Origin of the sequence: Planotetraspora mira, assembly GCF_016863275.1 — a bacterium.
In the GTDB taxonomy this organism is placed as follows: domain Bacteria; phylum Actinomycetota; class Actinomycetes; order Streptosporangiales; family Streptosporangiaceae; genus Planotetraspora; species Planotetraspora mira.
The window spans coordinates 1-26,575 of record NZ_BOOO01000034.1; the positions used below are offsets into that span (position 1 = coordinate 1).

General features: G+C 70.6%; 26 protein-coding genes. 17 read left to right on the top strand and 9 right to left on the bottom strand.

Annotation, left to right across the window (positions count from 1 at the left end):
* Positions 1–46: 46 nt before the first annotated feature.
* From Pmi06nite_RS27905 to Pmi06nite_RS27920, 4 genes are read right to left on the bottom strand one after another with little or no spacing between them, the layout of a single operon-like run.
* A complete protein-coding gene (locus Pmi06nite_RS27905; RefSeq protein ID WP_203956122.1) occupies positions 47–268 on the bottom strand; it encodes a hypothetical protein in 222 nt (73 codons plus the stop codon).
* Between the two features lie 43 nt (positions 269–311).
* A complete protein-coding gene (locus tag Pmi06nite_RS27910) occupies positions 312–1,061 on the bottom strand; it encodes an FAD:protein FMN transferase (RefSeq protein ID WP_239114248.1) in 750 nt (249 codons plus the stop codon).
* Positions 1,058–1,483, bottom strand: a complete 426-nt coding sequence (locus Pmi06nite_RS27915; RefSeq protein WP_203956123.1) for an FMN-binding protein — start codon at positions 1,481–1,483, stop codon at positions 1,058–1,060. Before Pmi06nite_RS27915 ends, Pmi06nite_RS27910 begins: the two co-directional genes overlap by 4 nt.
* Positions 1,484–1,498: 15 nt before the next feature.
* A complete protein-coding gene (locus Pmi06nite_RS27920; protein ID WP_203956124.1) occupies positions 1,499–2,782 on the bottom strand; it encodes a ferredoxin reductase family protein in 1,284 nt (427 codons plus the stop codon).
* Between the two features lie 442 nt (positions 2,783–3,224).
* On the opposite strand from Pmi06nite_RS27920, the gene Pmi06nite_RS27925 reads away from it, so the two are divergent.
* From Pmi06nite_RS27925 to Pmi06nite_RS27980, 12 genes are all read left to right on the top strand, one after another.
* Positions 3,225–3,638, top strand: coding sequence for a phage holin family protein (locus Pmi06nite_RS27925; RefSeq protein ID WP_239114249.1), 414 nt, complete (start codon positions 3,225–3,227; stop codon positions 3,636–3,638).
* Positions 3,639–3,669: 31 nt separating this feature from the next.
* Positions 3,670–4,188, top strand: a complete 519-nt coding sequence (locus Pmi06nite_RS27930; RefSeq protein WP_203956125.1) for a MaoC family dehydratase — start codon at positions 3,670–3,672, stop codon at positions 4,186–4,188.
* A complete protein-coding gene (locus Pmi06nite_RS27935) occupies positions 4,188–5,348 on the top strand; it encodes an acyl-CoA dehydrogenase family protein (RefSeq protein ID WP_203956126.1) in 1,161 nt (386 codons plus the stop codon). The genes Pmi06nite_RS27930 and Pmi06nite_RS27935 overlap by 1 nt, the downstream gene beginning before the upstream one ends.
* A gap of 45 nt (positions 5,349–5,393) precedes the next feature.
* Positions 5,394–5,840 carry an HIT family protein gene (locus tag Pmi06nite_RS27940; RefSeq protein WP_203956127.1) on the top strand — a complete coding sequence of 149 codons (447 nt, stop codon included), beginning with the start codon at positions 5,394–5,396 and terminating at the stop codon, positions 5,838–5,840.
* Positions 5,841–5,850: 10 nt separating this feature from the next.
* Positions 5,851–6,744, top strand: coding sequence for a haloalkane dehalogenase (locus tag Pmi06nite_RS27945; RefSeq protein ID WP_203956128.1), 894 nt, complete (start codon positions 5,851–5,853; stop codon positions 6,742–6,744).
* An 11-nt stretch (positions 6,745–6,755) separates the two neighbouring features.
* Positions 6,756–7,937, top strand: coding sequence for a sensor histidine kinase (locus Pmi06nite_RS27950; RefSeq protein ID WP_203956129.1), 1,182 nt, complete (start codon positions 6,756–6,758; stop codon positions 7,935–7,937).
* A 111-nt stretch (positions 7,938–8,048) separates the two neighbouring features.
* The gene (locus tag Pmi06nite_RS27955; protein ID WP_203956130.1) at positions 8,049–8,807 is read left to right on the top strand and encodes a LytR/AlgR family response regulator transcription factor; all 759 of its coding nucleotides are present in this window, start codon (positions 8,049–8,051) and stop codon (positions 8,805–8,807) included.
* Between the two features lie 7 nt (positions 8,808–8,814).
* Positions 8,815–9,186, top strand: coding sequence for a hypothetical protein (locus Pmi06nite_RS27960; protein WP_203956131.1), 372 nt, complete (start codon positions 8,815–8,817; stop codon positions 9,184–9,186).
* Positions 9,183–10,655 (top strand): sodium/solute symporter, encoded by a 1,473-nt coding sequence (locus Pmi06nite_RS27965; RefSeq protein ID WP_203956132.1) that lies wholly within the window; start codon positions 9,183–9,185, stop codon positions 10,653–10,655. Before Pmi06nite_RS27960 ends, Pmi06nite_RS27965 begins: the two co-directional genes overlap by 4 nt.
* 189 nt (positions 10,656–10,844) lie before the next feature.
* Positions 10,845–11,171, top strand: coding sequence for a DUF485 domain-containing protein (locus Pmi06nite_RS27970; RefSeq protein WP_239095540.1), 327 nt, complete (start codon positions 10,845–10,847; stop codon positions 11,169–11,171).
* On the top strand, positions 11,168–12,778 hold the full coding sequence (locus Pmi06nite_RS27975) for a monocarboxylic acid transporter (protein WP_203956133.1): 1,611 nt from the start codon (positions 11,168–11,170) through the stop codon (positions 12,776–12,778). The genes Pmi06nite_RS27970 and Pmi06nite_RS27975 overlap by 4 nt, the downstream gene beginning before the upstream one ends.
* A gap of 183 nt (positions 12,779–12,961) precedes the next feature.
* Positions 12,962–13,516: a TetR/AcrR family transcriptional regulator gene (locus Pmi06nite_RS27980; RefSeq protein WP_203956134.1), complete on the top strand. Its 555-nt coding sequence runs from the start codon at positions 12,962–12,964 to the stop codon at positions 13,514–13,516.
* A gap of 18 nt (positions 13,517–13,534) precedes the next feature.
* Here Pmi06nite_RS27980 and Pmi06nite_RS27985 read toward each other — a convergent pair whose 3' ends face one another.
* The 3 genes from Pmi06nite_RS27985 to Pmi06nite_RS27995 all read right to left on the bottom strand — a co-directional run bounded on the left by Pmi06nite_RS27985 (position 13,535) and on the right by Pmi06nite_RS27995 (position 18,088).
* Positions 13,535–15,106: a WS/DGAT/MGAT family O-acyltransferase gene (locus tag Pmi06nite_RS27985; RefSeq protein ID WP_203956135.1), complete on the bottom strand. Its 1,572-nt coding sequence runs from the start codon at positions 15,104–15,106 to the stop codon at positions 13,535–13,537.
* A 237-nt stretch (positions 15,107–15,343) separates the two neighbouring features.
* Entirely contained in the window at positions 15,344–17,032 is a 1,689-nt protein-coding gene (polX, locus tag Pmi06nite_RS27990; protein WP_203956136.1) for a DNA polymerase/3'-5' exonuclease PolX, read from the bottom strand.
* Positions 17,033–17,113: 81 nt separating this feature from the next.
* Entirely contained in the window at positions 17,114–18,088 is a 975-nt protein-coding gene (locus tag Pmi06nite_RS27995; RefSeq protein ID WP_203956316.1) for an aldo/keto reductase, read from the bottom strand.
* A 130-nt stretch (positions 18,089–18,218) separates the two neighbouring features.
* On the opposite strand from Pmi06nite_RS27995, the gene Pmi06nite_RS28000 reads away from it, so the two are divergent.
* A complete protein-coding gene (locus Pmi06nite_RS28000) occupies positions 18,219–19,148 on the top strand; it encodes a GNAT family N-acetyltransferase (RefSeq protein WP_203956137.1) in 930 nt (309 codons plus the stop codon).
* Between the two features lie 374 nt (positions 19,149–19,522).
* The gene (locus Pmi06nite_RS28005; RefSeq protein WP_239114250.1) at positions 19,523–19,912 is read left to right on the top strand and encodes a DUF2203 domain-containing protein; all 390 of its coding nucleotides are present in this window, start codon (positions 19,523–19,525) and stop codon (positions 19,910–19,912) included.
* Between the two features lie 17 nt (positions 19,913–19,929).
* Here Pmi06nite_RS28005 and Pmi06nite_RS28010 read toward each other — a convergent pair whose 3' ends face one another.
* Positions 19,930–20,700: a sirohydrochlorin chelatase gene (locus Pmi06nite_RS28010; protein WP_239114251.1), complete on the bottom strand. Its 771-nt coding sequence runs from the start codon at positions 20,698–20,700 to the stop codon at positions 19,930–19,932.
* Between the two features lie 333 nt (positions 20,701–21,033).
* On the opposite strand from Pmi06nite_RS28010, the gene Pmi06nite_RS28015 reads away from it, so the two are divergent.
* The 3 genes from Pmi06nite_RS28015 (at position 21,034) to Pmi06nite_RS28025 (ending at position 24,227) form a co-directional block, all read left to right on the top strand.
* Entirely contained in the window at positions 21,034–21,912 is an 879-nt protein-coding gene (locus Pmi06nite_RS28015) for a ribokinase (protein WP_203956140.1), read from the top strand.
* A gap of 107 nt (positions 21,913–22,019) precedes the next feature.
* Positions 22,020–23,018: a phosphotransferase enzyme family protein gene (locus tag Pmi06nite_RS28020; protein ID WP_203956141.1), complete on the top strand. Its 999-nt coding sequence runs from the start codon at positions 22,020–22,022 to the stop codon at positions 23,016–23,018.
* 30 nt (positions 23,019–23,048) lie between these two features.
* On the top strand, positions 23,049–24,227 hold the full coding sequence (locus tag Pmi06nite_RS28025; protein ID WP_203956142.1) for a DNA polymerase domain-containing protein: 1,179 nt from the start codon (positions 23,049–23,051) through the stop codon (positions 24,225–24,227).
* On the opposite strand, the gene Pmi06nite_RS28030 is transcribed toward Pmi06nite_RS28025, so the two are convergent.
* Positions 24,203–26,539, bottom strand: coding sequence for an FAD-dependent oxidoreductase (locus Pmi06nite_RS28030; protein ID WP_203956143.1), 2,337 nt, complete (start codon positions 26,537–26,539; stop codon positions 24,203–24,205). The genes Pmi06nite_RS28025 and Pmi06nite_RS28030 overlap by 25 nt on opposite strands.
* Positions 26,540–26,575: the final 36 nt, after the last annotated feature.

The window sequence follows — 26,575 nt, forward strand, 5'->3', positions numbered from 1 at the left end:
TTTCACCTACCTCAACCCCCACGCGAATCGCCCGAGGAGAACATGATCAGCAGACCCAGACCCAGCAGACACGGGCGCCGGGAGGGCACGAACATGCCGTCGACCGGGGATGACGGCTACCCGAAGGCCTAGAGTCCTCGCCGTCGCCGTCGCCGTCGCCGTCGCCGTCGCCGTCGCCGTCGCCGTCGCCGTCGCCGTCGCCGCGGGCGTGAGCGATGCCGTTCCGACGGCGCGGGGCGTGAGCGATGCCGATGTCGTCGTTGGTCATGCGAAAGAGATGATCGTCTTGTTGGGGGTGAGCTCCGGCTGTGTCAGTCGGCGAGAATCGCGAGTTCAGGGAAGTCGCCTGTGTGCCAGGTGGCACCGAAGGCCGTGACGGCGAAGGCCCCGAAGCCCTCCAGTTCTTCGACCCAGTCGCGGGCGGCGTGGCCCATGGCGAAGGCCGCCGTGGCGTAGGCGTCGGTCAGGGTCAGGCTCTTTCCGACGAGCGTGATGGAGGCGAGCGCGGTCGCGGGGCGGTGGGTATGCGGGTCGAGGATGTGCGCGCCGCGCTCGGCGGTGCCCGAGGTCGCCACCGCCAGATCGCGACCTGTCACCACGGCGGCGAGTTCGCCCGGGCGCAGGGGATGGGCGATGCCGACGCGCCAGGGACTGCCGGGAGCGGCGGATCCGGTGAGTTGCACGTCACCGCCGCCGTTGACGCAGTGGTTCACCGCCCCCGCCCGGGTCAGGATGCGCGAGGCCCGTTCGATCGCCCAGCCCTTCACGACGGCCGACGGGTCGAGACGGCCGTCGGGGTGGGAGGTGAAGTATCCGTGGGACGCGCGCGAGACGTCGTCGCACAGGCGCAGGACCTCCGCGACCTCGGGCGGGCAGTCCGCCAGGGTGAGCTCACCTCTGTCCAACCGGCTCACCACGCTCTCCGGCCGGTACGTCGAGAACGTCTCGTCGACGTGGTGGAGCCAGTCCACGGCCTCGGCGACCGCATGCTCGAAGTCGCCGTCCCGTACGTCGAAGGAGAAGACGGTGCCCATCACATGCTCGGCATGACGGCGGGTCACAGGCCGGCCCGGTCGAGCGCGCTCTGCAGGGACCGGACGTAGCCGTCGCTGGTGTACGTCGCGCCGGACACCGTGTCGATCCGCGCGGACTGAGCGGTCAGGGCCTCCCGATCGAGGATGGGCAGGGCACGATCGTTGATGGCGACGTCCATCGAGGTGCCGGCCGGGGCCTGGAGCACCTGGACACCCGTGAGCTTCCCGGCGGAGAGCACGATCCGCACCTGTACGGGTCCCCATCGCGTGTCGGTGACGTCACCGTCGACCATCGTGCCGGTGTCGTCGCCGAGGCTCGCACCGTCGCCGGTCCATGGTCCCGCGTTCGCGGACCGCGGTTCGGCCACGGCGAGGTCGTGCGGTTTGAACGACAGCAGCAGCACCAGGCCCACGGCGGTCACGACCGCGGCGAAAATCGCTCTGCGCATGGCTCCTTCAGAGATTCAGAACTCGAACGACTCGTGGTGGATCCGGCCGGATGGCACGCCGACGGCGCGCAAGGACGCGATCACGTGGCCGGTCATCGCGGAGGGCGCGCACAGGAACACGTCATGGTCGCGCAGATGGGGCACCAACGCCGCCAGGGTACGGGGGGCGAACGGATCGCCCACCACGCTGGTGGGGCCGACGCAGTAGAGGAGTCGCGCGCCGCGGCGCGCGGAGATGTCGTCGAGTTCGTCGCGGAACACCAGGTCGCCTGCGGCCCGCGCCCGATAGAGGAGCGTCAGGTCGCCGGGCGCAGCCGGGATCGACTCGAACAGGCTCCGCAACGGGGTGATCCCCGCGCCTCCGGCGATCAGCAGGACCCTGCGGCGTCTTCGTCGGCCGGCGGTGAGCGAGCCGTACGGCCCCTCCGCGAGCACCCGGGTGCCGGGACGGAGGCGGGCGAGGATCCGGCTGTGGTCCCCGAGGTCCTTGGCGGTGATCCTCAGCTCGTTCCGGCCCGGGACGGCCGACAGTGAATAGGGGTTCGGCGACCACCACAACTCCCGCGTGAGGAAACGCCACCTGAAGAACTGGCCGGGCTCCGCCCTCAGCAGGTCGAAGCGGCGGCCGCTGATGTGCACCGAGACGACCCCCGGGCCTTCTTCGACGACCTGGGTCACCGTGAAACGGTGCCGGAAGGCCTGCCGTACGGGAGTGAGGATCCGGTACCAGATCAGGACTAACGCGACGGTGATGTACAGGGCGTACCAGGCGAGGCGCGCCGATGGGTTCGCGATGAACTCGTTGCCGGTGGCGAGCACGTGCCCGAACGCCAGCCACGCGGCCAGGTAGGTGTAGAAGTGCAGGTGGAACCAGGTCTCGTAGCGCAGCCTCGGCCTGATCGCCCGCGCCGAGACGACGCCGATCCCGACGAGGAGGAGCACCGCCACGGTCGCCCTGAGCACGTCGGGATAGGACAGGTTCAGCGTGACGGTCTCGCCGACCACGCCGGTGCCCTCGGTGACGGCGTACCCCCACGTGATGAGCAGCGTGTGGGCCACGGACAGTCCGACGACGTACCGCCCGCCCATCGAATGCCAGCGCGTCAGGCGGTCCGAGCCGACGCCGTGTTCCAGCGCGGGGATCCGGGCCATCAGCATGAGCAGTACGGCTATCGCGTATCCGGCGAGCAGGCCGGTGATCCGGCCCGCGCCGGTCAGCCATCCGTCGAGGCCCGCCACTGCGGGAGTGTTCGCCCACCACAACCCCAGCACCGCCGCGGCGCCTCCGCCGACGGCCACGAGTACGGCTCCCGCGGCGACGTCAGCGGAGACACGGGTGGCAAGGCGGCCAGAGGGCGAGACAGAGGGGGAGACAGCCGGTGGGACAGCGGGTGGGACACGGGGCGGGGTGGAGTGCGGGACGGAAGGTCGGGCGGAGACGCGGGTCACCTGAACCTCTGCATTCCGTAACCTCTGTATTTTGTGCTGAATCGGGCACTCCCACGGTAGCCCCGGGGGATGAGCGGACAGGCGTCACCGCCGCCGCCATCACCGCCACCGCCATCCGCCCTGCCGGCCTCGCCGGGGCTGGTCTTTTTGCCGTCCGGCGCCGCGTGACCCGCCGTTTCGTGACTGAAACTTTCATCTCTTCAGTCCCGGCCCTCCCCTGGGGAGAACAGGCGTGGGTTAGGCCCCCCATCTGGGGGTAGGCCGCACCCCATCGCTGGAAGGGAGGCACGTCATGACCGACCAGATGATCAGGCAGACCGAGTCGCCGTCGACCGGCGAACTGGTGCGACGCCTTTCCGAGGACGTCTCCCGGCTCGTTCGAGGCGAGTTGCGCCTGGCCAAGGCGGAGATGACGCAGAAGGGCAAACGCGCGGGCCGGGGCGCGGGGTTGTTCGGCGGGGCGGGCGCCATGGCCTTGTACGGCGGGGCCGCCCTGGTCGCCGCCGCCATCCTCGCTCTGGCGCTGGTGCTGCCCGGATGGGCGAGTGCGCTCGTCATCGGGGTTCTGCTGCTGATCGTGGCGGCCGTGCTGGGCGTGTTCGGCAAGGGACAGGTCTCCCGGGCGACCCCGCCGACTCCCCGCCGGGCGATCCACGGGATCAAGACCGACCTCGACGCCGCGACACCACACAAATCGTATCGATGATCTCGGGGGGTCGGCCGAATAACATTCCAGTGTGACGGTGCATGAAGCCCGGATCGGGCGCTACTACGAGGATTTCGTGGTCGGGGACGTCTACCAGCATCCCCTCGGCCGGACCATCGGCGAGGCGGACAACACCTGGTTCACGTTGCTGACGATGAACACGAACCAGAACCACTTCAACGCCCATTTCGCGGCGAACGCGCCGGTCGGGCGGATCATCGTCAACTCGGGTCTGTCGGTGGCGATCGTGCTCGGGCTGTCGGTCATCGACGTCAGCCAGACCGCGATGATGAACCTCGGCTGGGACGAGATCAGGCTCAGCCATCCGGTCTTCGTCGGCGACACGCTCTACGCCGAGTCGGTCGTGCTCGAGGCACGGGAGTCCAAGTCGCGGCCGTACGCCGGCATCGTGACGTGCCGGACGCGCGGGCTCAACCAGGACGGCGACGAGGTCATGTCCTGGCGGCGGTCGGTCATGGTCTACCGGCGGGACGCGCCGCACGACAAGGGCTACTTCCCGCACGCCAAGACCGGCCCGTTGGAGGCGTGATGGACTTCGAGCTGAATGACGACCAGCGGCTGTTCCAGCGGACGCTGCGGGAGTTCGTCGAGAAGGACATCGTGCCGGTCGCCTCCGAGTGGGAGCGGAGCGGGCGCTACCCCGCCGAGATCGTCGAACGTTTCCGCCAGATGGGGCTGTTCGGCATGACGGTCCCCGAGGAGTACGGCGGGCTCGCCCTCGACCGGGTGTCGTTCGCCCTCGTCTTCGAGGAGATCGCCAGGGGCTGGATGGGGGTGGCGGGCATCCTCGGCTCGCACTCGCTCGCGACCTGGATGATCGCCCAGCACGGTACGGCCGAGCAGCGCGACCACTACCTTCCCGACCTGGCCACCGGCGCCCGCCGTACGGGGATCGCCCTGACGGAGCCCGGCGCGGGCACCGACCTGCAGGGCATCCGCACCCGGGCCGTCAGGAGCGGGGACGAGTACGTGATCAACGGCACGAAGACGTGGATCACCAACGCCCGGCACGCCGACCCGCTGCCCGTGCTGGTGAAGACCTCGGAGGAGACCCCCGCGCACCGCGGCATGTCCGTCCTGCTCGTCGACGCCTCGAGTGAGGGCCTCACGATCAGCAAAGACCTGCCGAAGCTCGGCTACAAGGGCACGGAGACGTGCGAGGTGGTCCTGACCGACGTGCGCGTCCCCGTGTCCCGCCTGCTCGGTGGCGTGGAGGGGCGGGGCATGCAGCAGGTGTTGTCGGCGCTCGAACTCGGCCGCATCAACATCGCCGCACGGGCCGTGGGCGTCGCGCAGTGCGCCTTCGAGGCGGCGCTGGGCTACTCGCGGCAACGACAGGCCTTCGGCCAACCGATCGCGGACTTCCAGGCCATCCAGCTCAAGCTGGCGGACATGGCCACCGAGATCCAGGCCGCCCGCCTGATGACGTACTGGGCGGCGGTGCGGTCGGAGTCCGGCGCCGTCGCCAGCGAGGCCGCGATGGCCAAGTACTTCGCCTCGGAGGTCGCCCTCAAGACCACGATGGAGGCGATGCGGATCCACGGCGGTTACGGCTACTCCCAGGAGTTCGTGGTCGAGCGTCTCTACCGCGACGCGCCCCTGATGGCGATCGGCGAGGGCACCAACGACGTCCAGCGCCTGATCATCGCCAGGGCGCTCATCCAGGGCACCGCCACCCTCGGCTGGTAGCCCCGGACCGACCCTCGGAACAAGGAGCTGAGAGACAATACCGGGATGCCGAATGCGGGGCCGTATGTGGCCGGATGCCTGTTCTGCGAGATCGCCGCCGGGGAACGGCCGGCCCATGTCGTCTTCTCCGACGAGGTCGTGGCCGCCTTCCTCGACGCCAGGCCTGTGTTCAAGGGCCATGTGCTCGTCGTCCCCCACGGGCACGTGGAGACCCTGACCGACCTGCCGGTAGAGGTGGTCGGTCCCTACTTCGAGCGGGTCCAGGCCGTCGCCAGGGCGGTCGAGGAGGGCATGGAGGCCGCGGGCACCTTCGTGGCCATGAACAACCGGGTCAGCCAGAGCGTCCCGCACCTGCACACCCACGTCGTCCCCCGTAACCGCAAGGACGGCCTGCGCGGCTTCTTCTGGCCCCGCATGAAGTACGCCGACGACGTGGAGGCAGCCGAGATCGCCGACCGCATCCGGGCGGCACTCAAAAAATCTACATCGTAAAGGACGGCTCATGGATGTCCTCCGCACCCCCGACGAGCGCTTCGCCGACCTCCCCGGCTTCCCGTACGAGCCTCGCTACGCCGAGGTGGCCGACGGGCTGCGGATGGCGTACGTGGAGGCGGGCCCCGCCGACGGGCCGCCCGTTCTGCTGTTGCACGGCGAGCCGAGCTGGTCGTTCCTCTACCGCCACGTCATGGAGAAGCTGGCCGGAGCGGGCCTGCGGGCGATCGCGCCCGACCTCATCGGGTTCGGCCGGTCGGACAAGCCGTCCAAGCCGGAGGACCACTCCTACGCCCGTCACGTGGAGTGGACCCGCGCGCTCGCCTTCGACGCGCTCGACCTGCACGGCGTCACGGTGGTCGGGCAGGACTGGGGCGGCCTGATCGGCCTGCGTCTCGTCGCCGAGCATCCTCATCGTTTCGCCCGGGTCGTCGCGGCCAACACGGGACTGCCGACCGGCGACATCCCCATGCCCGAGGTCTGGCACCGCTTCCGGGAGGCGGTCGCGTCCGCACCCATGCTCGACGTCGCCAGGTTCGTGCAGTCCGGCTGCGCCACCACACTGCCCGGCGACGTACGGCGGGCCTACGACGCGCCCTTCCCCTCCGAGGAGCACAAGGCGGGGCCGCGGGCCATGCCGGGCCTGGTGCCCACCACGCCGGACGACCCGGCGTCGGAGGCCAACCGGGCGGCCTGGGCCACGCTGACGACGCTGGACCTGCCGTTCCTCGTGGCCTTCTCCGACGGAGACCCGATCACAGGCGGGATGGCGCCGATCCTGAAGAAGTCGATGGCGGGAGCGGCCGGGATCGAGCACCCGGTCATCAAGGGCGCCGGCCACTTCCTCCAGGAGGACGCCGGTCCTGAGCTGGGAGAGATCGTGGCGGCCTTCGTACGCGAGTAGGCTCCGGCGGCGTGGAACCGCTCGTCGCCGCCCTCGTCGTCGTGGCACTCATCGCGGTGCCCGCCATCGTCTTGTGGCGGGTCGTCCGCGGCCGCCGCGATCTCGGGAGCAGCCCCGCCGAGCGGGCCACGTTCGAGACGCTGCACACGGCGTCGCTGGCCGCACCCCCGCTGCGGGCCGGGCTGACCCCCGCGGGGGCGCTCAAGGCGTCCCGGCACCTGCGCGAACTGCTCGGCTCGCGCGCCATCGCCATCACCAACGGCGAGGAACTGCTCGTCTACGACGGCGCGGGGGAGCACCACGCGCGCGAGGCGTTCGCCCACGCCGCGGAGACGCTGGCGGACGGCCGCACACAGGTGCTCGCCCTCGACTGCGGCCTGCCGGAGTGCCCGATCCGGCAGGCGGTGGTGGTCCCGCTCACCACGGACGACAGGGTCATCGGCTCGATGGCGGCGTACGGCGACCACGCCTCCGCGGGGCTCGTCCGGGCGGCGCAGGAGGTGGCCCGCTGGGTCGACTCCCAGCTCGAGCTGGCCGAGCTCGACCGGTCGCGGACCATGCTCATGGAGGCGGAGGTCAGGGCGCTGCGGGCGCAGATCTCGCCGCACTTCATCTACAACTCGCTCACCACGATCGCGTCTTTCGTCCGCACGGATCCCGAGCAGGCGCGGGAACTGCTGCTCGAGTTCGCCGACTTCACCCGCTACTCCTTCCGCCGGCACGGCGACTTCACGACGCTCGCCGAGGAGCTCAGGTCGATCGACCGCTACCTCACCCTCGAGCGGGCCAGGTTCGGCGACCAGTTGCAGGTGACGCTCCGCGTCGCGCCCGAGGTGCTGGCGGTGGCCGTGCCGTTCCTCTGCCTGCAGCCCCTGGTCGAGAACGCCGTACGGCACGGCCTGGAGAGCAAGCCGGGCGTCGGCCACGTCACGATCATCGCCGAGGACGCGGGCGCCGAGTGCGGCATCACCGTCGAGGACGACGGCATCGGGATGGACCCCGAACACCTGCGCCGCGTTCTCGCGGGGAAGGACAGGTCGGGCGCGGGCGGGATCGGCCTCGCCAACGTGGACGAGCGGCTGCGCCAGGTGTACGGCGACGAGTACGGCCTCGTCGTCGAGACCGGTCACGGCGCCGGGACGAAGGTGACCGTGCGCGTCCCCAAATACCACCCCGGCGTCTCGGCCCACTGAGCGATCACTGAGAGGGCCCCACTGTGATCCGGTCGTGATGGCGGGAAGCGTTGACTTTCCGATGTCCGGGTCATCACTCTCTAGGGGATTCGTCGGTGAGAGGAGTGGAGCTTGACCGGCCTCCGGGTCCTGGCGGTGGACGACGAGCAGCCCGCTCTGGAGGATCTGTCCTACCTCCTGCGGGCGGATCCACGCATCGGCGACGTCCTGACGGCCCGTGACGGCGCGGCGGCGCTCAAGCTGCTCGACCGGGCGATCGCGGACGGCAGGCCGGTCGACGCGGTCTTCCTCGACATCCGCATGCGCGGTCTGGACGGCGTGGTGCTCGGCCGTCTGCTCACGCAGTTCACCAGCCCGCCGAAGGTCGTGTTCGTGACGGCCTACGAGGACCACGCGGTCGACGCGTTCGAGCTCAAGGCCGAGGACTACCTGCTCAAGCCCGTCAGGCCGGAACGGCTGACCGAGGCGATCAGACGGGTCTGCGGGAACAGGGACGTCATGGAGGCCGGGCCGCGGGCCGACACGATCCCGGTCGAGCTGGGCGGGGTGACCAGGTTCGTGGCCAGCACCGAGGTGAGGTACGTCGAGGCCCAGGGTGACTACGCGCGGCTCCACACGGCGACGGGAAGCCATCTGGTGCGCATCCCGCTCGCCGCGCTCGAGGAGCGATGGGCGTCCGCCGGATTCCTCCGGGTCCACCGCAGCCACCTCGTCGCGGTCAAGCACATCGAGGAGTTGCACATCGACTCGGGCAAGTGCGTGGTGCGCGTCGGCGGGGCCGAGATCCCGGTCAGCCGCCGTCACACCCGGGAGCTTCGCGACCTCCTCGTAAGGCGGGCCCGCAAGGCCAAACGGGAGGACGCGGAATGAGCGAGCGATGACGGGCAAGCCGCGCAGGGTCGTGGTGACCAGCCCGCGGACGGCCGCCGCCCGCAGGCCGCGCCACCCGCTGACCCGTGAGATCGACGAGCAGACCCGCCTGGGCGAGGTCTACATGCGCTCGCTCGTGCGCACGCAGTTCCGCCTGGCGCTGTTCGTCTGCACGCTGCTCGCCTGCCTGGTGGGCGGGCTCCCGCTGCTGTTCCTCCTGGTCCCCGACCTGCGTTCCGCCCAGTTGCTGGGGCTGCCGCTGCCGTGGGTCGTGCTCGCCGGGCTCATCTATCCCGCGTTCATCGCGGGCGCGTGGCTCTACGTGTGGCAGGCCGAGCGCAACGAGCGTGACTTCGCCGACCTGGTGGAACGCCAGTGAGCATCGCCGCCGTCGTCGTCGTGGTGCTGGCGGCCATCCTCATCGGCGCGTTCGGGATCCGGATGTCACGCACGACCTCGGACTTCTACGTGGCCTCCCGTACGGTGTCGCCGCTGTGGAACGCGTCGGCGATCGGCGGGGAGTACCTGTCCGCGGCCTCCTTCCTCGGCATCGCCGGCCTGCTCATCACCTACGGCGCGGACATGTTGTGGCTGCCGGTCGGGTGGACCGGCGGGTACCTCGTGCTGCTCGTGCTCGTGTCGGCCCCGCTGCGCCGCTCGGGGGCCTACACGCTGCCCGACTTCGCGGAGGCGCGACTGGAGTCGATGGCGGTCAGGCGGGCCTCCAGCGTGCTGGTCGTGCTGATCGGCTGGTTCTACCTGATGCCGCAGTTCCAGAGCGCCGGGCTGGTCTTCCGCACCATCACGGGCGCGCCCGAATGGGCGGGGGGCCTGGTGGTCGCGGGCGTGGTCGCGGCCAACGTCCTGTCGGGCGGCATGCGCTCGATCACGTTCGTCCAGGCGTTCCAGTACTGGCTGAAGCTCACCGCGCTCGCCGTCCCGCTGGTGTTCATGCTGCTCGCATGGCGGTCCGACGGGTTTCCCGGCCTGCCGCCCGGCGATCCGTGGGCGCTGCCGCTGCACGGCCGGGAGCATCCCCTCTACGAGACCTACTCGCTGATCCTCGCCACGTTCCTCGGCACGATGGGGCTGCCCCACGTGCTGGTCCGCTTCTACACCAACCCCGACGGCCGGGCGGCCCGCCGTACGACCCTGGTGGTGCTGACGCTGCTCGGCGCCTTCTACCTCATGCCGGCGATCTACGGCTACCTCGGCAGGGTGTACGGCCTGCCGGCGACCGACACCGTGGTGTTGACGCTGCCCGGGCGGCTCGTCGGCGGCGTGGGCGGCGAACTGCTGACCGCACTGATCACCGCGGGGGCGTTCGCCGCGTTCCTGTCCACCTCGTCCGGGCTGACCGTCTCGGTCGCGGGGGTGATCGCGCAGGACATCCTGCGGGGCGGCGTGCGCTCGTTCCGGGTGGCCACGGTCCTCGCGGTGGTCGTGCCGTTCGCGCTGGCGGGGACGGCCAGGTCGCTGCCCGTCGCCACCGTGGTCGGGCTGGCCTTCGCCGTCGCGGCGTCGTCGTTCTGCCCACTGCTCGTGCTGGGCATCTGGTGGCGGAGGCTGACGACGGTCGGCGCGATGTCCGGGCTGCTCCTCGGGGGCGGTCTCGCCTGCGCCGCCGTCCTGGCGACCATCACGGGCGGGCCGGACACGGGCTGGATGGGCGCGCTGCTGTCCCAGCCGGCCGCGTGGACGGTGCCCATCTCGTTCGCCGTGATGGTGGTGGTCTCCCTCCTCACGCCGTCGCGGGTGCCGGCGGGTGTCGCGCGCACGATGGTCCGCCTGCACACTCCGGAGAGGCTGAACGTCGACCGCGGCGACTGGCGGCCCCGATCCCTGTGACGCGTTACCTCTGACGCGTTCCTTACGGGGGCCTGCCGTTCGGCGCGCGGAACCGACCTCTCGCCGCATGCGGTGCTCGCGCGAACGAGCGCCCGCTACGGCTGGGCGACGGGACCGCGTCGGGGTCTCGTAAGGAAAGGGCCGCACTCCTACGTTGAAGTGATTCAGATCACTGTCGAAGGAGGGCATGTGACCGTACAACACGACTCATCGGTCTATGAGGAGATGCAGGCCAGCGAGCAGTTCCAGGAACTGCGTCGCCGGTACCGTTCCTGGGCCTTCCCGATGACCGTCGCGTTCCTGGCCTGGTACCTGCTCTACGTGGTGCTCTCGGGCTTCGCCCGCGGCTTCATGGGCACCAAGCTGCTCGGTGAGATCAATGTCGCGCTGGTGTTCGGCGTGCTGCAGTTCGTATCCACGTTCCTGATCGCCTGGGCGTACTCGCGCCACGCGGCCGGCAAGCTCGACCCGCTCGCCGACGAACTCCGTGCCCAGGTGGAGGAGAAGACCCAGTGAAACACGAGACACTCGCCACCATCCTGTTCCTGGTGTTCGTCGCCGGAACCCTGGCGATCACCTTCTGGGCCAGCCGCAACACGAAGACCGCCACCGACTACTACGCCGGCGGCCGCTCGTTCAGCGGTGTGCAGAACGGCCTGGCCATCGGCGGCGACTACATGTCGGCGGCGTCGTTCCTCGGCATCGCCGGGATCATCGCCCTGTCCGGCTACGACGGGTTCCTCTACTCGATCGGCTTCCTCGTCGCCTGGCTGGTGGCGCTGCTGCTCGTCGCCGAGTTGATGCGCAACTCCGGCAAGTTCACGATGGCCGACGTGCTGGCGTTCCGGATGTCCCCGCGTCCGGTCCGCACGGCCGCCGGAGTCTCCACGATCGTCGTCAGCATCTTCTACCTGCTCGCGCAGATGGTCGGCGCGGGCGCCCTCGTGGGCCTGCTCCTGGGCATCACGTCGCAGTCGGGCAAGGTGTGGACGATCATCGCCGTCGGCCTGCTGATGGTGATCTACGTCGTCATCGGCGGCATGAAGGGCACCACCTGGGTGCAGATCGTCAAGGCCGTCATGCTGATGACCGGCGCGGCCCTGGTGACGCTGCTCGTCCTCGGCAAGTTCGGCTTCAACCTGTCCAGCCTGCTCGGCGACGCCGCCACGCAGAGCGGCAAGGGCGACGCCTTCCTCAACGCCGGTCTCAAGTACGGCACGGAGGCGCAGGGCGTCTGGGGCAAGATCGACCTGATCAGCCTGGGGCTCGCGCTCGTGCTCGGCACGGCGGGCCTGCCGCACATCCTGATCCGCTTCTACACGGTGCCGACCGCCAGGGACGCCCGTAAGTCGGTCCTGTGGGGCATCGGCATCATCGGCGTGTTCTACCTGCTGACCCTCGTCCTCGGCTTCGGCGCCGCGGCCGTGGTCGGTTCGGAGAAGATCGCCGCGGCGAACGCGGCGGGCAACACGGCCGCGCCACAGCTCGCCGAGGCCATCGGCGCGGACATCTTCGGTGAGGTGGGCGGCACGATCCTGCTCGCCGTCATCGCCGCGGTCGCGTTCGCCACGATCCTCGCCGTCGTCGCCGGCCTCACGCTCGCCTCGTCGTCGAGCTTCGCCCACGACCTGTACGCCCACGTGTTCAAGCGGGGCCAGGTCACCGACAAGGAGGAGGTCCGGGTCGCGCGGATCGCCGCGTTCGTCATCGGCGCGATCGCGATCGCCCTCGCCATCCCCGCGCAGTCGCTCAACGTCGCCTTCCTGGTGGCCCTGGCCTTCGCGGTCGCGGCCTCGGGCAACCTGCCGGCGATCCTCTACAGCCTGTTCTGGAAGAGGTTCAACACCGCCGGCGCGGTTTCGGCGATCTACGGTGGTCTGATCTCGGCGCTCATTCTCGTGATCTTCTCGCCGGCGGTCTCCGGCGCGAAGACCGCGATGTTCCCCGACGTGGACTTCCACCTGATCGAGCTGTCGAACCCGGGAATCTTCTCGATCCCGATCGGCTTCCTGTGCGGCTACCTCGGGACGATCTTCAGCAAGGAGTACAACGCGTCGAAGTACGCCGAGATCGAGGTCCGCTCGCTCACCGGCGTCGGCATGGAGAAGGCCTCCGAGCACTGATCAAGCACTGATCGAGCACTGAGTCACCCGCTGAGTTACCGCTGAGCCTCTGTGGCTCTCTCCCGGTGAAGCCCGGCCGCGACCCCTCCCGCGGCCGGGCTTCACCGATTTCGCCCGATTTCGAACGATCACCTGTCCGCGGCGTCATGGTGTTGAGACCCCAGGTGCGGCTATCGTCGGCCCGTGGACGACCCGCTCGAGACCGCCAAGGCGAGGACCCGGATCCTCGACGCCGCCGAGGAGTTGTTCGCGGGCGGCGGCTACGACGCGACGCCGACGGCCAGGATCGCCGAGTTGGCGGGCGTGCCGAAGGGCCTGGTCTTCCACTACTTCCCCCGCAAGATCGATGTGCTGGTCTCGCTCGTCGACGAGCGGACGCTGGTGACCGAGGAGGACGTCGAGGCCGTCCCCGGCGACCCCGCGGGCACGTTGTCGAAGCTGGCCCGCATGTTGCCGCTGCGGGCGTCTCCGGACATGCGGCGCATCCTGTTCCGCGAGGCCGACACCCACCGCTCCGTGCGGGACCGGCTCGGCCGGCTGAACGCCGAGATCATCAGACGGTCCAGGTTCGCCCTCGAACTCGCGCTGCCGGGCAGCCGGGGCGACGCGGCCCGGCTGGAGGCCGCGGCGGCCACGTTCGCCGCCGTCCTCCTCTACCAGGAGAGCCTCTGCCTGCTGACCGGCCACCACATCGACCCGGACGCGGTGGCCGAGCTGATCGCCCACGCCCTGGGGTAGAGCCGCGACGCCCGACGGCTAGGCCGGGATCTTCTCCCTGACCGGAGGGGCCTGGCCGGGGACGGCGGCCTCCGTCCTCTCCGCCGGCTTGGCCGTCCGGGTCGTCTCGGGCGTTCCGGGCTCCTCCTTCTCCCCGACCTCCCCGACCTCCCCGACCAGCGCGAGCAGTTCGTCCATCGCCTCGCGGAGGTGGTCCATGACGTTCCAGACGTCAGGGACCAGGGTCGGGCACGCGACGACGCCGAAGTCGAGACGCCCGTCGTAGGACATGCAGGTGACGCTGATCCCGCCGGTCACGTCGGTGACCACGGACATCGGGTGATAGGAGAGCATCCGGGCGCCGCACATGTACAGCGGGGCCCGAGGGCCGGGGACGTTCGAGACGATGAGATTGACGCCCGTGCCGGTCATGCCCGCGAGCCGGAACAGCGCCGGTGTCGCCAGAGCGGAGAAGGCCGCGGGGAACATCGCGCACACGTCGGTCAGCCAGGTCCTGCGTGACAGCGCGAAGCGCCGCTTGGCCGCCGCCATGGTCGAGCGGACGGTGGCCAGCCGTTCCTTCGGGCACGCCACGTGGGTGGCCAGCGGTGCGATCATCGCGGAGATCTGGTTGCCGATCGTCTCGCCGCCGCGAGCCGTGCGGACCGCGACGGGGACGGCCGCGACCAGCGGCCGGTCGGGCAGTGCGTCGTGGGCGGCCAGCCAGCGCCGCATCGCCGACGAGCACAGGGTCATCACAACGTCGTTGGCGCTCATCCCGAACGAGCGGGCGACGGTCTTGACCTCGCTCATGGGGATCGAGCCGTAGGAGAAGGAGCGCTCGGCGGAGATCGGGCCGTTGAACGGCGTGCGAGGGGCGGCGAGGGGCGGCAGTTCGGGCAGGGGCCTGTCGTCGCCCGCGATACGCCGGGTCAGCTCCGCCATGAGCCGCGCGCCGGGCAGGGCGGCCACGACGGGGATGGCGTCGAGGTCGGCGGCGGCGCGCACGAGGGAGCGCAGCGTCTCGACGGGCTGGGTGATCGACCGGGCGAACGCGCCCGCGAGCATCGGCAGGAGCCCGGGCTCCGCGGCCGGCGTCACCTCGGGCGGGGCCTCGACGAGGCGCGGCTCGGGGGAGGGGTCGAGCAGCGAGACGAGGATCTCCGAGCCGGAGACGCCGTCGATGGCGCAGTGGTGGACCTTGGTGTAGACGGCCACCCGGCCGCCGGACAGGCCGTGGATCAGGTGCAACTCCCACAGCGGGCGCCCGCGGTCGAGCCGCCGGGCGTGGATCTCGGCCACGTGCGCCGCGAGTTGCCGGTCGTCGCCCGGCGCGGGGAGGGTCGACTCGTGGACGTGGTCGTCGAGGTCGAAGTCGGGGTCGTCGATCCAGTAGGGCCGGTCGAGCCCGAACGGCAGACCGGCGAGCCGCTTGCGCAGCGGAGGCGCCAGATGGATCCGCTCGCGCAGCAGGCCGATGAGGCACTGCCTGGTCACCGTGCCCGACGGTGCCGACGACGGGTCCAAAATCGCCATGCCGGCCACGTGGGCGGCCGTCGTGCTGGACTCGACGCTCAGGAACTGCGCGTCGAGCGCCGTCAGCTGGCGCATGGTCTTCCCCCCTGCTCGCTTCCGGAGTGTGACCATAATGGCGGCAGAGAGTTACCGGGACATTACTCAGGCATCTCCGGGAGATTCCTTCAGCACGACGCGCTCGATCTCGCGTCGTCCGCGAACCGTCCGCCTAGCTGACTGCCGATGACCATTCCCCGTTCCAGTCGATGGAATGACCCGTGGTGTCGTATTGGTGTCGTATGACGTGCGTATGGCATGCGCAAAGGCCCGCGATCACGACCGTCCGAGGTAGGCCAGCAGGCGCTCCAGCGGCCAGGTGTTGACCACGTCCTCGGTCGTCAGCCAGGCGCGTTGCGCGATGCCGATCCCGAACCTCTGGTGGGCGAGGTGGGGGATGGCGTGGGAGTCGCTGTCGATGGAGAACTTCACGCCGTGGTGGCGCGCGAGCCGTACGAGATCGGAGGGGAGGTCGGCCCGGTCGGGGTAGGAGTCGATCTCCACGATCGTGCCGGTGCGCGCGGCGGCGCGGAAGACCGCGTCCCAGTCGGCGTCGACCGGCGGGCGCTTGCCGATCTTCCCGGTGGTGGGGTGGCCGATGATGTGGACGTCCGGGTTCTCGCAGGCCGTGATGAAGCGGCGGGTCATCTCGTCGCGCGGCTGGGTGAAGTGCGAGTGCACGGAGGCGACGCAGACGTCGAAGCCCGACAGGACGTCGCCGGGCCAGTCGACCGAACCGTCGGGGCCGATGTTGAGTTCGGTGCCGTGCAGCAGCCGCATGTCCGGATATTCGCGTTGAAGGTCGGCGAGCCGGCCGCGCTGTTCGAGGGCCTTGTCCAGGGTCATCCGCTGCATGGCCAGATCCGGCGCGTGGTCGGTGACCGCGTAGTACGCGTATCCGCGCGCCGCGCCCGCCGCCACCATGTCCTCCAGCGAGGCGATCCCGTCCGTGAGGTCGGTGTGGGTGTGCAGGTCGCCCTTGATGTCGCCGAGCGTCACCAGGTCCGGCAGCTCGCCCCGCAGGGCCGCCTGGACCTCGCCGCCGTCCTCGCGGAGCGTCGGCGGCACCCACCGCATGCCCAGGGCCCGGTAGATGTCCTCCTCGGTCTCGGACGCGATGACCTGGTCGTCGGCGTCGAACAGGCCGTACTCGGACAGCTTCCAGCCCTTCTTGACGGCCATCTCCCTGATGCGGATGTTGTGCTGCTTGCTGCCCGTGAAGTACACGAGGGCGGCGCCCCACGACTCGGCGGGCACGACCCGGAGGTCGACCTGGATGCCGCGGTCGGTCCGCACCGACGTCTTGCGCTCGCCGTGCGCGATGACCTCCGTGACGTACGGCCGGCTCACGAAGAGCTCCATCAGCTCGGCCGGGCCGACGGCGAGGATGTCGATGTCGCCGATGGTCTCCCGCATCCTGCGCAGGGATCCGGCGAAGGCGATCCGCTCGGCGGGAAGCGAGGCCATCACACGCTCGGCGAGGTCCGTGGCCACGCCGAGGTGGACCCGCCCTCCCGACTGCTCCATCTGCTCGATGCCCTTGAGCAGGTTCTCCTCGGTCTTGGCGCCGAAGCCCCTGAGACCGGCCAGCCGGCCGTCCCTGATGGCCTCCGCTAGCGCCGCGGGGGAGTCGATGCCGAGCTCCTGGAACAGGAACAGCGCCTTCTTGGGCCCGAGCGACGGGATGCGGGTGAGCCTGCGGACGCCGTCGGGCACGCGGCCGCGCAGGTCGTCGAGCTGGCGGAAGCTCCCTCTGGCGAGGAACTCCTCGACCTTCTTGGCGATCGCCTCGCCCACCCCGGGGATCTTGCGGACGTCGGTCCGCCTGAGGTCCTCGGGGAAGCCGGCGATCGACTTCGCCGCCTTCTGGTAGCTCCGCACGCGGAAGGCGTCGCCGCCCGTGAGCGCGAAGAGGTCCGCGTACTCCTCGAGCGCCGCCGCGGCCTCGTCATTCGACCGTCCCATGGTGATCAGCGTACGGCCTGGGCCCCGCCGGCCCGGGGGGATCCCCGAGCCGGGCGGCCACCCGGGTGGTAGGGGGAAGGGTCAGAACTGCTGGGGCCTGGTCTGGTAGGGCTCGTCGAGGAAGCCGATCTCCTTGTCGGACAGCGTGAGACCGGCCGCCGCGATCGCGTCGTCCACGTGACGTTCCTTCGTCGCCCCGACGATCGGCGCGACGACGCCGGGACGGCTCAGCAGCCAGGCCAGCGCGACCGTCGCGGGGGAGGTCCCGCGCTCCGCCGCGGTCTGCGCGACCCGTTCCAGGATCTCGGCGTCGCCGTACCCGCCGTAGAGCTGCTCCTGGCGCGCCCCGTCACCGACCTGGCGCGAGGTGTCGGCGGGGGAGCCGGCGCGCGCGAGCAGGCCGCGGGCGAGGGGGCTCCACGGGATGAGCCCGACGCCCTGGTCGACGCAGAGTGGGATCATCTCCCGCTCCTCCTCCCGGTGCAGGAGGTTGTAGTGGTCCTGCATGCTCACGAACCTGGTCCAGCCGTTGCGCTCCGCGACGTGCTGCGCCTTGGCGAACTGCCAGGCCCACATGCTGGACGCCCCGATGTATCTGGCCTTGCCCGACCGGACGACGTCGTGGAGCGCCTCCATCGTCTCCTCGATGGGCGTCTCGGGGTCGAACCGGTGGATCTGGTAGAGATCGACGTGATCGGTGCCGAGCCGGGTGAGTGAGGCGTCGATCGCCGAGAGGATGTGCTTGCGGGACAGGCCGTAGTCGTTCCTGCCGCCGCCCATCGGGAAGTAGACCTTGGTGGCGAGCACATAGTCGTCGCGGCGCTGGAAGATCTTGCGGAGCAGGTTGCCGGTGATCTGCTCGCTGACGCCCCCCGAGTACACGTCCGCGGTGTCGAAGAACGTGACGCCGCCGTCCGCCGCCTTGCGGACGATCGGTTCCGCGTGCTCCTCGTCGAGCACCCAGCCGCCCCATGTGTCCGGGTCGCCGTAACTCATCATTCCCAGGCAGATCCGGGAGACCTTCATTCCGGTGGAGCCGAGCCGTACGTAGTCCAATATCCACACCTCCTCCCGATATCTCACCACGATCGCGGGGGAGCCGGGCGCTGTCGCGACGACCCCGGCGGCCGGCGCCCGAGGGAATATTCGAGGGCGCGAACCATGCCGTACGGCGTAGAACTGGCGGATGAGCACATTCGACATCAGGCGGCCGCGCGGCACCGACGCCGCGGCGATCCACGACCTGGTCGCCGAGCACGACACCTCGGTCATCGGCAGGCCGGACATGACCCTGACCGACGTCGCCGACGTGCTGGAGGAGCTCGATCTCGAGAACGACAGCTGGCTGATCCACGAGGGCGGGCGGGTCCTCGGCTGGGGCTACGCCCAGCGACAGATGGACAGCGACAACGTCGAGATCGACGTGCGGGCGAGGACTCCCCAGGCCGCGGCCCTGTTGTGGGACACGGTGACGGAGCGGGCGCGGCGGCTCGCGTCAGAGGCGGGCCACGCACAGGTCCGGATGGACATCGCCGTCTACGAGCAGGACGCCGCGATGCGGGCGGCCGCGAGCGAGCGCGGCTTCGCCCCGGCCACGAGCTTCCACCGCATGCGGATCGACTTCCCCGCGCCCGCGCCGGCGTCCGTGCCCGGGACGACCGTGGAGACCGGATCCCCCCATGACGAGGAGCTGAAGCGCACGGCCCACGGCATCCAGCAAGTGGGGTTCGCCCAGCACTTCGGGTTCGTCCCCCGGACGTTCGAGGAGTGGGCCGAGACGATGGAGAGATCCAGCGCCAACGACTGGAACCAGCTTCTCGTCGCCAGAGCCGGCGGCGAGCCGGCGGCCATGCTGCTCGGCACGGATCAGTTCGTGGAGGACGAGGACTGCGGCTACGTCCGGACGCTCGCCGTGCTTCCGCGTTTCCGGGGGCGCGGTCTCGGCAAGCTGCTGCTCGGGCACGCCTTCGCGGCGGACGAGCGGCGGGGGCGGGTGGGGACGATCCTGCACGTGGACTCCAACAACACCACCCCCGCGCTCGGCCTCTATCTGTCCGCCGGCATGCGTCCCGTGCTCGCCATCGACGTATGGCGGAAGGTGGTCGGCGGCTCCTGAGCAGGGGCATGACGGCGTCCTGTTGCGCGAGTAGTTCGCGAATAGTCGCATTCACCCCAGACGGGCAGCAACACCCTCGGTGTTAACCCTGTGTTTCGCCGGAAACAGCTGTCACGGGGGAAGGAGGTGTGACATATTGCGCCCGGATCGCGGTTGATTACAGGTGTCGGCCACAGGTATCGGCGCGGTCGAGTGAAACGGGGGATCAACGGGGCAGGGCGGGCGTTTGTTGCGTGGCCCTGCAATTCCTTGACACATGATCTCTACCGGGAGTACAAACCACCCAGCGCGTCGCATGTAACCGCTTTCTCCGCGGTATGGCGCTTTCCGCCCGTCGAAGCGTAACCGAGCCCTGCCGAACGTCACCGAATGAGGTGGACAGGATCTTCACCGTAGAAGAGGCCAAGTCGCTGCTGCCGAAGGTGCTCGAACACGTCCGAGAGCTCGTCACGTTACGTGCCGACCTGGCGGAGCTCTCCTACGACCTGAAACAGTCCGGGCTGTCCGCGATCGGCGGGATCCCCGAGTCCAAGGCGTACGAGGCCAGGATGGACGAGATCCTCAGCTGGTTCGCCGCCGAGGGCATGGAGATCAAGGGGATCGCCCCCGTGCTCATCGACTTCCCCGCCGTGCTCGAGGACGGCGTCTCCGTCCGCCTGTGCTGGTTGGAGGGGGAGGAGGAGCTGGCCTGGTATCACCGCAGCGAGCTGGGCTTTTCTGGCCGGAGGCCCCTCCTGGACGACCACGCGCAGTCGCACGCCTGATCCGGCCGGGCCGGGGGCTACTCCGCCAGGTCGTCGAAGTCCGGGAGCCCGCCCAGTGCGGCCCCGTAGCGCACGCACACCATCCTGGCCACGGCCTCGTGAGCGCCCAGCGGCGCGGAACAGCCCGCCTCGATCGACTCGGCGGCGGCCGCGATGCGGTCGCCGTCCGCCTCGGGGCCGATGACGTAGGGGGCCACGGCCAGCCGGTTGGCGCCGATCTTCCGCAGCCGCTCCGCGGCGTCCCTGACCGTCGGCACGCCGTCGAGTGCGGCGGGCACCACCGGCAGGGTGAGCCGCGCGGCCAGCAGGACGGCGGTGGCGTCGGCTCCGCGCGCCGCCTCGTCGCCGCCGGCCGTCGCGACGATGATCCCGTCGACGGGCGAGGTGACGTTGAACAGCCGCATGCGGTCGGCGCGGGCCAGACCGGCCTCCGACAGCCGGATGTGCAGCGCCTCGGCGAGCAGCGGGTGCGGGCCCAGGGGCTCGGTGACCTTGACCGCCGCCTCGCTCTGCGTCACGGCGTCCCGTACGGCGCGCAGGACACGCGGATGGGGCCCGGTGACGAGGGGGACGACCACGGCGGAGGGACCCTCGCCGGAGCGTTCGTCGGAGATGGAGGAGAACTCCGTGATGAGGTCGGCGCCGCCGTCGCCGAGCGAGACGATACGAAGGTCGATCTCTGGGTTGTCGAGCATGATGACGGCGGCCACCTCGGTCGCCACGTCACCGGCCTTCCCCGGGACCGCCAGCACCAGCGCGGGAGCGTCGAGCGGCAGGTTCGCCGGCAATGGCCGTCGGTGACGCCCGGTACCCATTCGGGAGGATCGCTCCCGGATAGGGAGCTTTGACGGCTCTTCGTGACCTTCGTTCACATCGGCGGATTCTAGGGCGAATCAGCGCCAATAGCAGAACCAACGCGCGGCTTGTTGCCGACGGGTGATCCTTTCGCGTCCGGCGACCCCGAACGGGGCACCTCCGTGAGGCCCTGAAAAGGCCGCATCCCGGACAGGGGGATTCCCCGTCCGGGATGACCCGGCCCGGCCGTCACGGGCGGCTCTCAGCCCCGCGCAGGTGCCCACCGGGGCGTGAGAGCCTGGGCGGGCACGTGAGAGGACGGATTGATGATCTCGGTTTTCGGCAGCGCCAACATGGATCTGGTCGCCTACACCGCGAGGGCTCCCCGGCGCGGCGAGACGGTGACGGGCAGGACCTTCGCGACGATCCCCGGCGGCAAGGGCGCCAACCAGGCGACGGCCGCGGCCAGGGCCGGTGCGGACGTCGCCTTCTTCGGGGCCGTGGGAGACGACGCGTTCGGACCCGTGATGCGGCGGGGGCTGGAGTCGGCGGGGGTGGACGTGCGCGGCCTCAGGACGGTCCCGGGTTCCTCCGGCATCGCCCAGATCGTCGTGGACGACGACGGAGCGAACTCGATCATCGTCATCCCGGGGGCGAACGGCGCCGTCGCCGGCGCCTCGGCGGAGGACCTCGAGGTGATCGACGGGTCCGACGCGCTGCTGCTCCAGCTGGAACTCCCCATGGCGGCCGTGGTGGCGACCGCCCGTGCGTCGAGGGCGCCTGTCGTCCTCACTCCCTCGCCGGTCCAGGAACTGCCGCGCGACCTGCTGGACGCCGTCACCCTGATCGTCCCGAACGAGCACGAGGCGCGGGCGATCACCGGTCTCTCCGATCCGGAGCAGGCGCTCGGCGCGCTGCTGGAGCGCGTGCCGGAGGTGGTCGTCACGCTGGGGTCCGCGGGCGCCCTGTACGGCTCGCGCGACGGAGAGCGCCTGCGCGTGCCCGCCGTACCGGTGCGGGCCGTGGACACGACCGCCGCGGGCGACACCTTCGTGGGCGCGCTCTGCGTGGCCCGCGCCGAGGGCCGGCCCCAGGCGGAGGCCCTGCGCTTCGCCGCGACCGCGGCAGCCCTGTCCGTGCAGCGCGAAGGGGCGAGCACGTCCATGCCCGCCCGGGTCGAGATCGACGCGGCCATGGCGGGCTGAGCGGGGCGGCCCTCGCCGCAGAGGTCACAGCCCGGCGGCGGTTTGTTGCTGTAGCGGGATTTTGAGAACCTTTGGCGTTCAGGGTCGCCGGCCGACGGGGGTAGCGCATGCGGGTCCACGACCTGTCCGGAGGAGACGACGTCCTCGCCCACGTGGAGACGGTCGCCCGCCGTGCGCTGCGCCGCTACGACGTGGCGCCCGACGCCGCCGTCAGGCTCATCAACGTGTCGGAGAACGCGACCTTCACGGTCGACGACGGCGGCGTCCGCACCATCCTGCGCGTCCACCGCCTCGGCTACCACTCGCCCCAGGCGATCGCGTCCGAGCTCGACTGGGCGGGGGCTCTGCGGGCCGAGGCGGGTGTGCGCACGCCACGGGTGATCCCCGCACGCGACGGGTCCAGGATCGTCACCGTGGAGACCCCTGGGGCCGACACCCGCCAGTGCGTGATGTTCGAGTTCCTCCCCGGCGGCGAGCCGCCGCAGGACCGGCTGGTCGAGGACTTCGAGCCGCTCGGCGCGATCACGGCGCGGATGCACCTCCACGCGCGCGGGTGGGCCAGGCCGCCGGCCTTCACCCGCTTCCACTGGGACCTCGACGCGGCGTTCGGCGCCTCCCCCCGCTGGGGGAGCTGGCGGGACGGCCCGGGCATGGACGCCGAGGCCCGTGCCGTCCTCACCCGGTTGGAGGCGAGGCTGCGCGACCGGCTGCGGCGGTTCGGCACGGGACCGGAGCGCTACGGCCTGATCCACGCCGACCTGCGCCTGGCCAACCTGCTCGTGGACGGCGAGGCGGGGACCAGCGTCATCGACTTCGACGACTGCGGCATGGGGTGGTACCTCTACGACTTCGGCGCGGCCGTCAGCTTCATCGAGCACGACCCGCGGATGCCCGAGATGATCGCCTCCTGGGTCCGCGGCTACCGGTCCGTGGCCGATCTTCCCCGCGCGGACGAGGACGAGATCTGGACGTTCGTCATGTTCCGCCGCCTGCTGCTGGTCGGGTGGATCGGATCCCACTCCGCCGTCGACATCGCGCGCGAGCTCGGCGCGGGATACACCCGCGGCACCTGCGAACTCGCCGAGCGCCATCTCGCAACCCCGTGATCATGAGGCTCCGCGACGTATCGTGGCGGCATGACGCTGGAGGTCGACGGCAGGGAAGTGAAGATCACCAATCCTGACCGGGTGGTCTTCCCACAGACCGGGCACACCAAGCGGGACCTCATCGCCTACTACCAGGTCGTCGCCGAGGGCGCGCTCCGCGGCGTCGCCGACCGGCCGGTGATCCTCAAACGCTTCGTTCACGGCACCGACCAGGCGGCCTTCTTCCAGAAGCGGGCGCCGTCCAAACGGCCGGCCTGGATCGAGGTCGTCGAGCTGAGCTACCCCTCGGGCCGCACGGCCGACGAGGTGGTCATGCGCGACCTCGCCCACCTCCTGTGGACGGTCAACCTCGGATGCGTCGACCTCAACCCGCACCCGGTCCGCGCCGGGGACCTCGACCATCCCGACGAGCTCAGGATCGACCTCGACCCGGTGCCGGGGATCGAATGGGAGCAGATCGTCAGGATCGCCCTCGTCGCCAGGGACGTGCTGGAGGAGCACGGCCTGACCGCCTGGCCCAAGACGTCCGGCTCCCGTGGTTTCCACGTCTACGCCGCCATCGAGCCCCGCTGGAAATTCCGCGACGTACGGCGGGCCGCAGAGGCCGTCGCCCGCGAGGTGGAGCGCCGGGCGCCCGGCATCGCCACGAGCCGGTGGTGGAAGGAGGAGCGCCAGGGCGTCTTCGTCGACTTCAACCAGAACGCGCGGGACAGGACCGTGGCCTCGGCCTACTCCGTCCGCCCCACGGGGCTGGTCTCCACACCGCTCGGGTGGGACGAGGTCGAGGGGTGCCGCCCGGAGGAGTTCACCATGGCGACGGTGCCCGACAGGTACGGCGAGGCCGGAGACCCGTGGGCGGGCATGGAGCAGACCGCCGGCTCGCTCGAACATCTCCTGGAGCTCGCCGACGCCCAGGAGCCGCGGCCGGCGGCGCCCAAGGGCACGGGACGCCGTGTGCCGGTGATGCCGCTGATCGAGATCGCCCGGGCGGAGACCAGGGACGAGGCGATGGCCGGCTTCGAACGCTGGAAGGCCAGGCACCCCGAGGCCGCGGAACGGCTCGAACCCGCCGACGTCCTGGTCGACTCGATGCGCGGGAGCAGCACCAACTGGACGCGGATCCGGGTGAACCTGCAGCACGTCCCCGAGGACGAGCGGCCCGGCCAGGAACCCCTCGAAGTCGACTACGACCCGTGGCGCGGCCGGTAGATCTCCCACAGCTCGCCGAGGAAGAACCCGCAGAAGCGGGCGAGCGAGGAGGGCCCGTCGGGGCCGGCCGTACGGAACGTCGTCAGCATCTTGACCAGGTCGGTGGGCAGGATGTGCAGCGTGCCCGCGGCGATGGCCTTGGCGTCGTCGTCCGCGCCCTCCTCGACGTGACCCTCCAGCAGCCGGGCGTACAGCGTGGAGGTGTCCAGCCACAACCGGGTGGGCGGTCCGTGGTGGACGTCCTTCCACCCCGCGAGAGTGCGCGGCCGGTTCTCCGAGTCCCAGAAATGCAGCCGGTAGCGCATCTCCCTGCGGTCGGGCGAGTCCCCGGGCACGAACAGGTTGAACCAGCCGCTGGTGACGGGACGGCGGCCCCCGCACATCTCGGCCTCGATCCACCCTTCGGCTCTGGCCTGGTGCTCCGGCTCGGTGAGGAAGCGCTGCACGTCGTCGGCCGTGATGGTGAGGCGGAACATGAACTGGCCCGCCTCGGACGTGCCCATCCGCGAGTGCGGATCGGACCTGCCCACCGCGAGGGACCCGCGCATCTCCTCGACGAACCAGAGCGACGTCGGGTCGCCGGGGGAGCCCGCGTCCCATGCGGGCACGGCCGCCTTCGCCCGCGGGACCTCCAGGGCGGCGGTCCGCCGGTTCTCGAGGATCCGCGTCGACATGCGGTCGGACAGGGCGGCGATCGTGAGCGCCGGGTTGGCGCCGACCGGGCCCGGCATGGCCGCGCCGTCCGCGATGTAGAGCCCGGGGTGGCCGAAGACCTCACCGTAGGCGTCACAGACGCCCTCACCGGGATGGCGCCCCATGGGGGCGCCGCCGAGCGGGTGGACGGTCATGACGCGCTTGCGCCGCCACGACGGGCTGTCGGCGTATTCGGCGCCCAGCACGTCGCTGATCCGCCGCATCGTCGACCGCACCCGGTCGAAGTACTCCTCGCTCGTCTCGGCCGTCCAGACCACGTCGAGACGGCCGTCGCGCAGCCGGAGCTCCCCGTCGGGCACGTCCCGGCCCATCCCGAGAAGCGGCAGCGAACTCCCGGACAGCTCGCCGGGGCCGATGAGCCCGGCGATCTCGGCGGACAGGTTGGTGTCGTGGGTCACGATGCCGCGCAGCCGCTCCAGCAGGAACCGGGCCGCCCTGCCGAGCTCGCTTCCCACGTTGGCGCCCTCGACCAGGAAGTCGACGAACGACGGGTAGCCGCCGTCCTCGATGTAGGCCCCCCGGCCCTCGTCGCCGTCGGCCAGCCGGATGGCGCTCGTGATGACCGGGCCGCGGCTCGCGTTGATCGGCCTGGTCCTGGTCCGGTCCTTGGCGCGGAGCAGGAACGACAGCATGTCGCCGTTGCCGGAGTACCGGGTGCCCAGCGCCTCGCTCAGACGGGGGAACCTCGCCCGGTTCTTCAGCAGCAGCGAGGTCGTCCCGTACGTGCCGGCGGCCAGGACGAGGCGGTCGCAGCTGATCGTGTGCGGGCCGGTCCACCGTTCCCGCCGCGGCCGGTCCTCGTTCTCCGCGCGCGGCATGTGCTCGACGTAGTCGACGTCGTATCCGCCGCCGACGCTGGGCCTGATGGCCCGCACCTCGTGGAGGGTGCGCAGGTCCGCGCCGTTGCGGCGGGCGGCGGCCAGGTAGGTGTGGTCGAGACTGTTCTTCGCTCCGTCGTTGCACCCGATGTCGCACTCCCCGCACAACCGGCACGTACGGCGCGGCACCCCGTGCGCGTTGCCGTACACGGGGTCGACGATCGGCAGCCCGAGCCCGGGCTCCGCACCCGGTGAGGGGGCGAAGCTGACGGCGAGGGGCGGCAGCCGCCAGTCGAGCCCCAGTTCCGCGGCGGCGTCCCGCATCGCCAGCGTCTTCAGCGTGTCGTCGTAACCCGGGTGCCCCAGCGGGTACGGCGTCGCGCCGATCATGCGCTCGACCACGTCGTAGTGGGGGTCGAGGTCGGCCCGGGTCACCGGCCAGGACTCGTGGCCGCCGCCGGGGAGGGGCTCGTCCCGGACGAACCAGCTCTCCTCCTTGCGCAGCAGCACGTTCGCGTAGATGAGCGAGCCGCCGCCGAGCCCGCTGGAAACCACCGAGTCGCAGTCGCGGAAGCTCCACACGTCGAACAGGCCGTGCAGGCCCTCACTCGGGTCCCAGAAGGCCTGCCCCAGCTCCGAGGGGCTGCGCGGGAACGAGCCCGGCGGGTACGGCCTGCCGCGCTCGAGCACCACCACGGACAGCCCCGCCTCGGCGAGCCGGTAGGCCGCCACCGCGCCGCCGAACCCCGAGCCGACCACAACCGCGTCGACGTGTTCCATCTCTTTCGCTTTCCGTGTCGCCCCGTGAGTCCGAGT

Excerpts from the sequence above, each read along its gene's own strand:
- Pmi06nite_RS27905 (WP_203956122.1), bottom strand. The coding sequence starts at position 268 with ATGACCAACGACGACATCGGCATCGCTCACGCCCCGCGCCGTCGGAAC.
- Pmi06nite_RS27915 (WP_203956123.1), bottom strand. The coding sequence starts at position 1,483 with ATGCGCAGAGCGATTTTCGCCGCGGTCGTGACCGCCGTGGGCCTGGTG.
- Pmi06nite_RS27925 (WP_239114249.1), top strand. The coding sequence starts at position 3,225 with ATGACCGACCAGATGATCAGGCAGACCGAGTCGCCGTCGACCGGCGAA.
- Pmi06nite_RS27935 (WP_203956126.1), top strand. The coding sequence starts at position 4,188 with ATGGACTTCGAGCTGAATGACGACCAGCGGCTGTTCCAGCGGACGCTG.
- Pmi06nite_RS27940 (WP_203956127.1), top strand. The coding sequence starts at position 5,394 with ATGCCGAATGCGGGGCCGTATGTGGCCGGATGCCTGTTCTGCGAGATC.
- Pmi06nite_RS27945 (WP_203956128.1), top strand. The coding sequence starts at position 5,851 with ATGGATGTCCTCCGCACCCCCGACGAGCGCTTCGCCGACCTCCCCGGC.
- Pmi06nite_RS27960 (WP_203956131.1), top strand. The coding sequence starts at position 8,815 with ATGACGGGCAAGCCGCGCAGGGTCGTGGTGACCAGCCCGCGGACGGCC.
- Pmi06nite_RS27985 (WP_203956135.1), bottom strand. The coding sequence starts at position 15,106 with ATGCGCCAGCTGACGGCGCTCGACGCGCAGTTCCTGAGCGTCGAGTCC.
- polX (WP_203956136.1), bottom strand. The coding sequence starts at position 17,032 with ATGGGACGGTCGAATGACGAGGCCGCGGCGGCGCTCGAGGAGTACGCG.
- Pmi06nite_RS28000 (WP_203956137.1), top strand. The coding sequence starts at position 18,219 with ATGAGCACATTCGACATCAGGCGGCCGCGCGGCACCGACGCCGCGGCG.
- Pmi06nite_RS28015 (WP_203956140.1), top strand. The coding sequence starts at position 21,034 with ATGATCTCGGTTTTCGGCAGCGCCAACATGGATCTGGTCGCCTACACC.
- Pmi06nite_RS28020 (WP_203956141.1), top strand. The coding sequence starts at position 22,020 with ATGCGGGTCCACGACCTGTCCGGAGGAGACGACGTCCTCGCCCACGTG.
- Pmi06nite_RS28025 (WP_203956142.1), top strand. The coding sequence starts at position 23,049 with ATGACGCTGGAGGTCGACGGCAGGGAAGTGAAGATCACCAATCCTGAC.
- Pmi06nite_RS28030 (WP_203956143.1), bottom strand. The coding sequence starts at position 26,539 with ATGGAACACGTCGACGCGGTTGTGGTCGGCTCGGGGTTCGGCGGCGCG.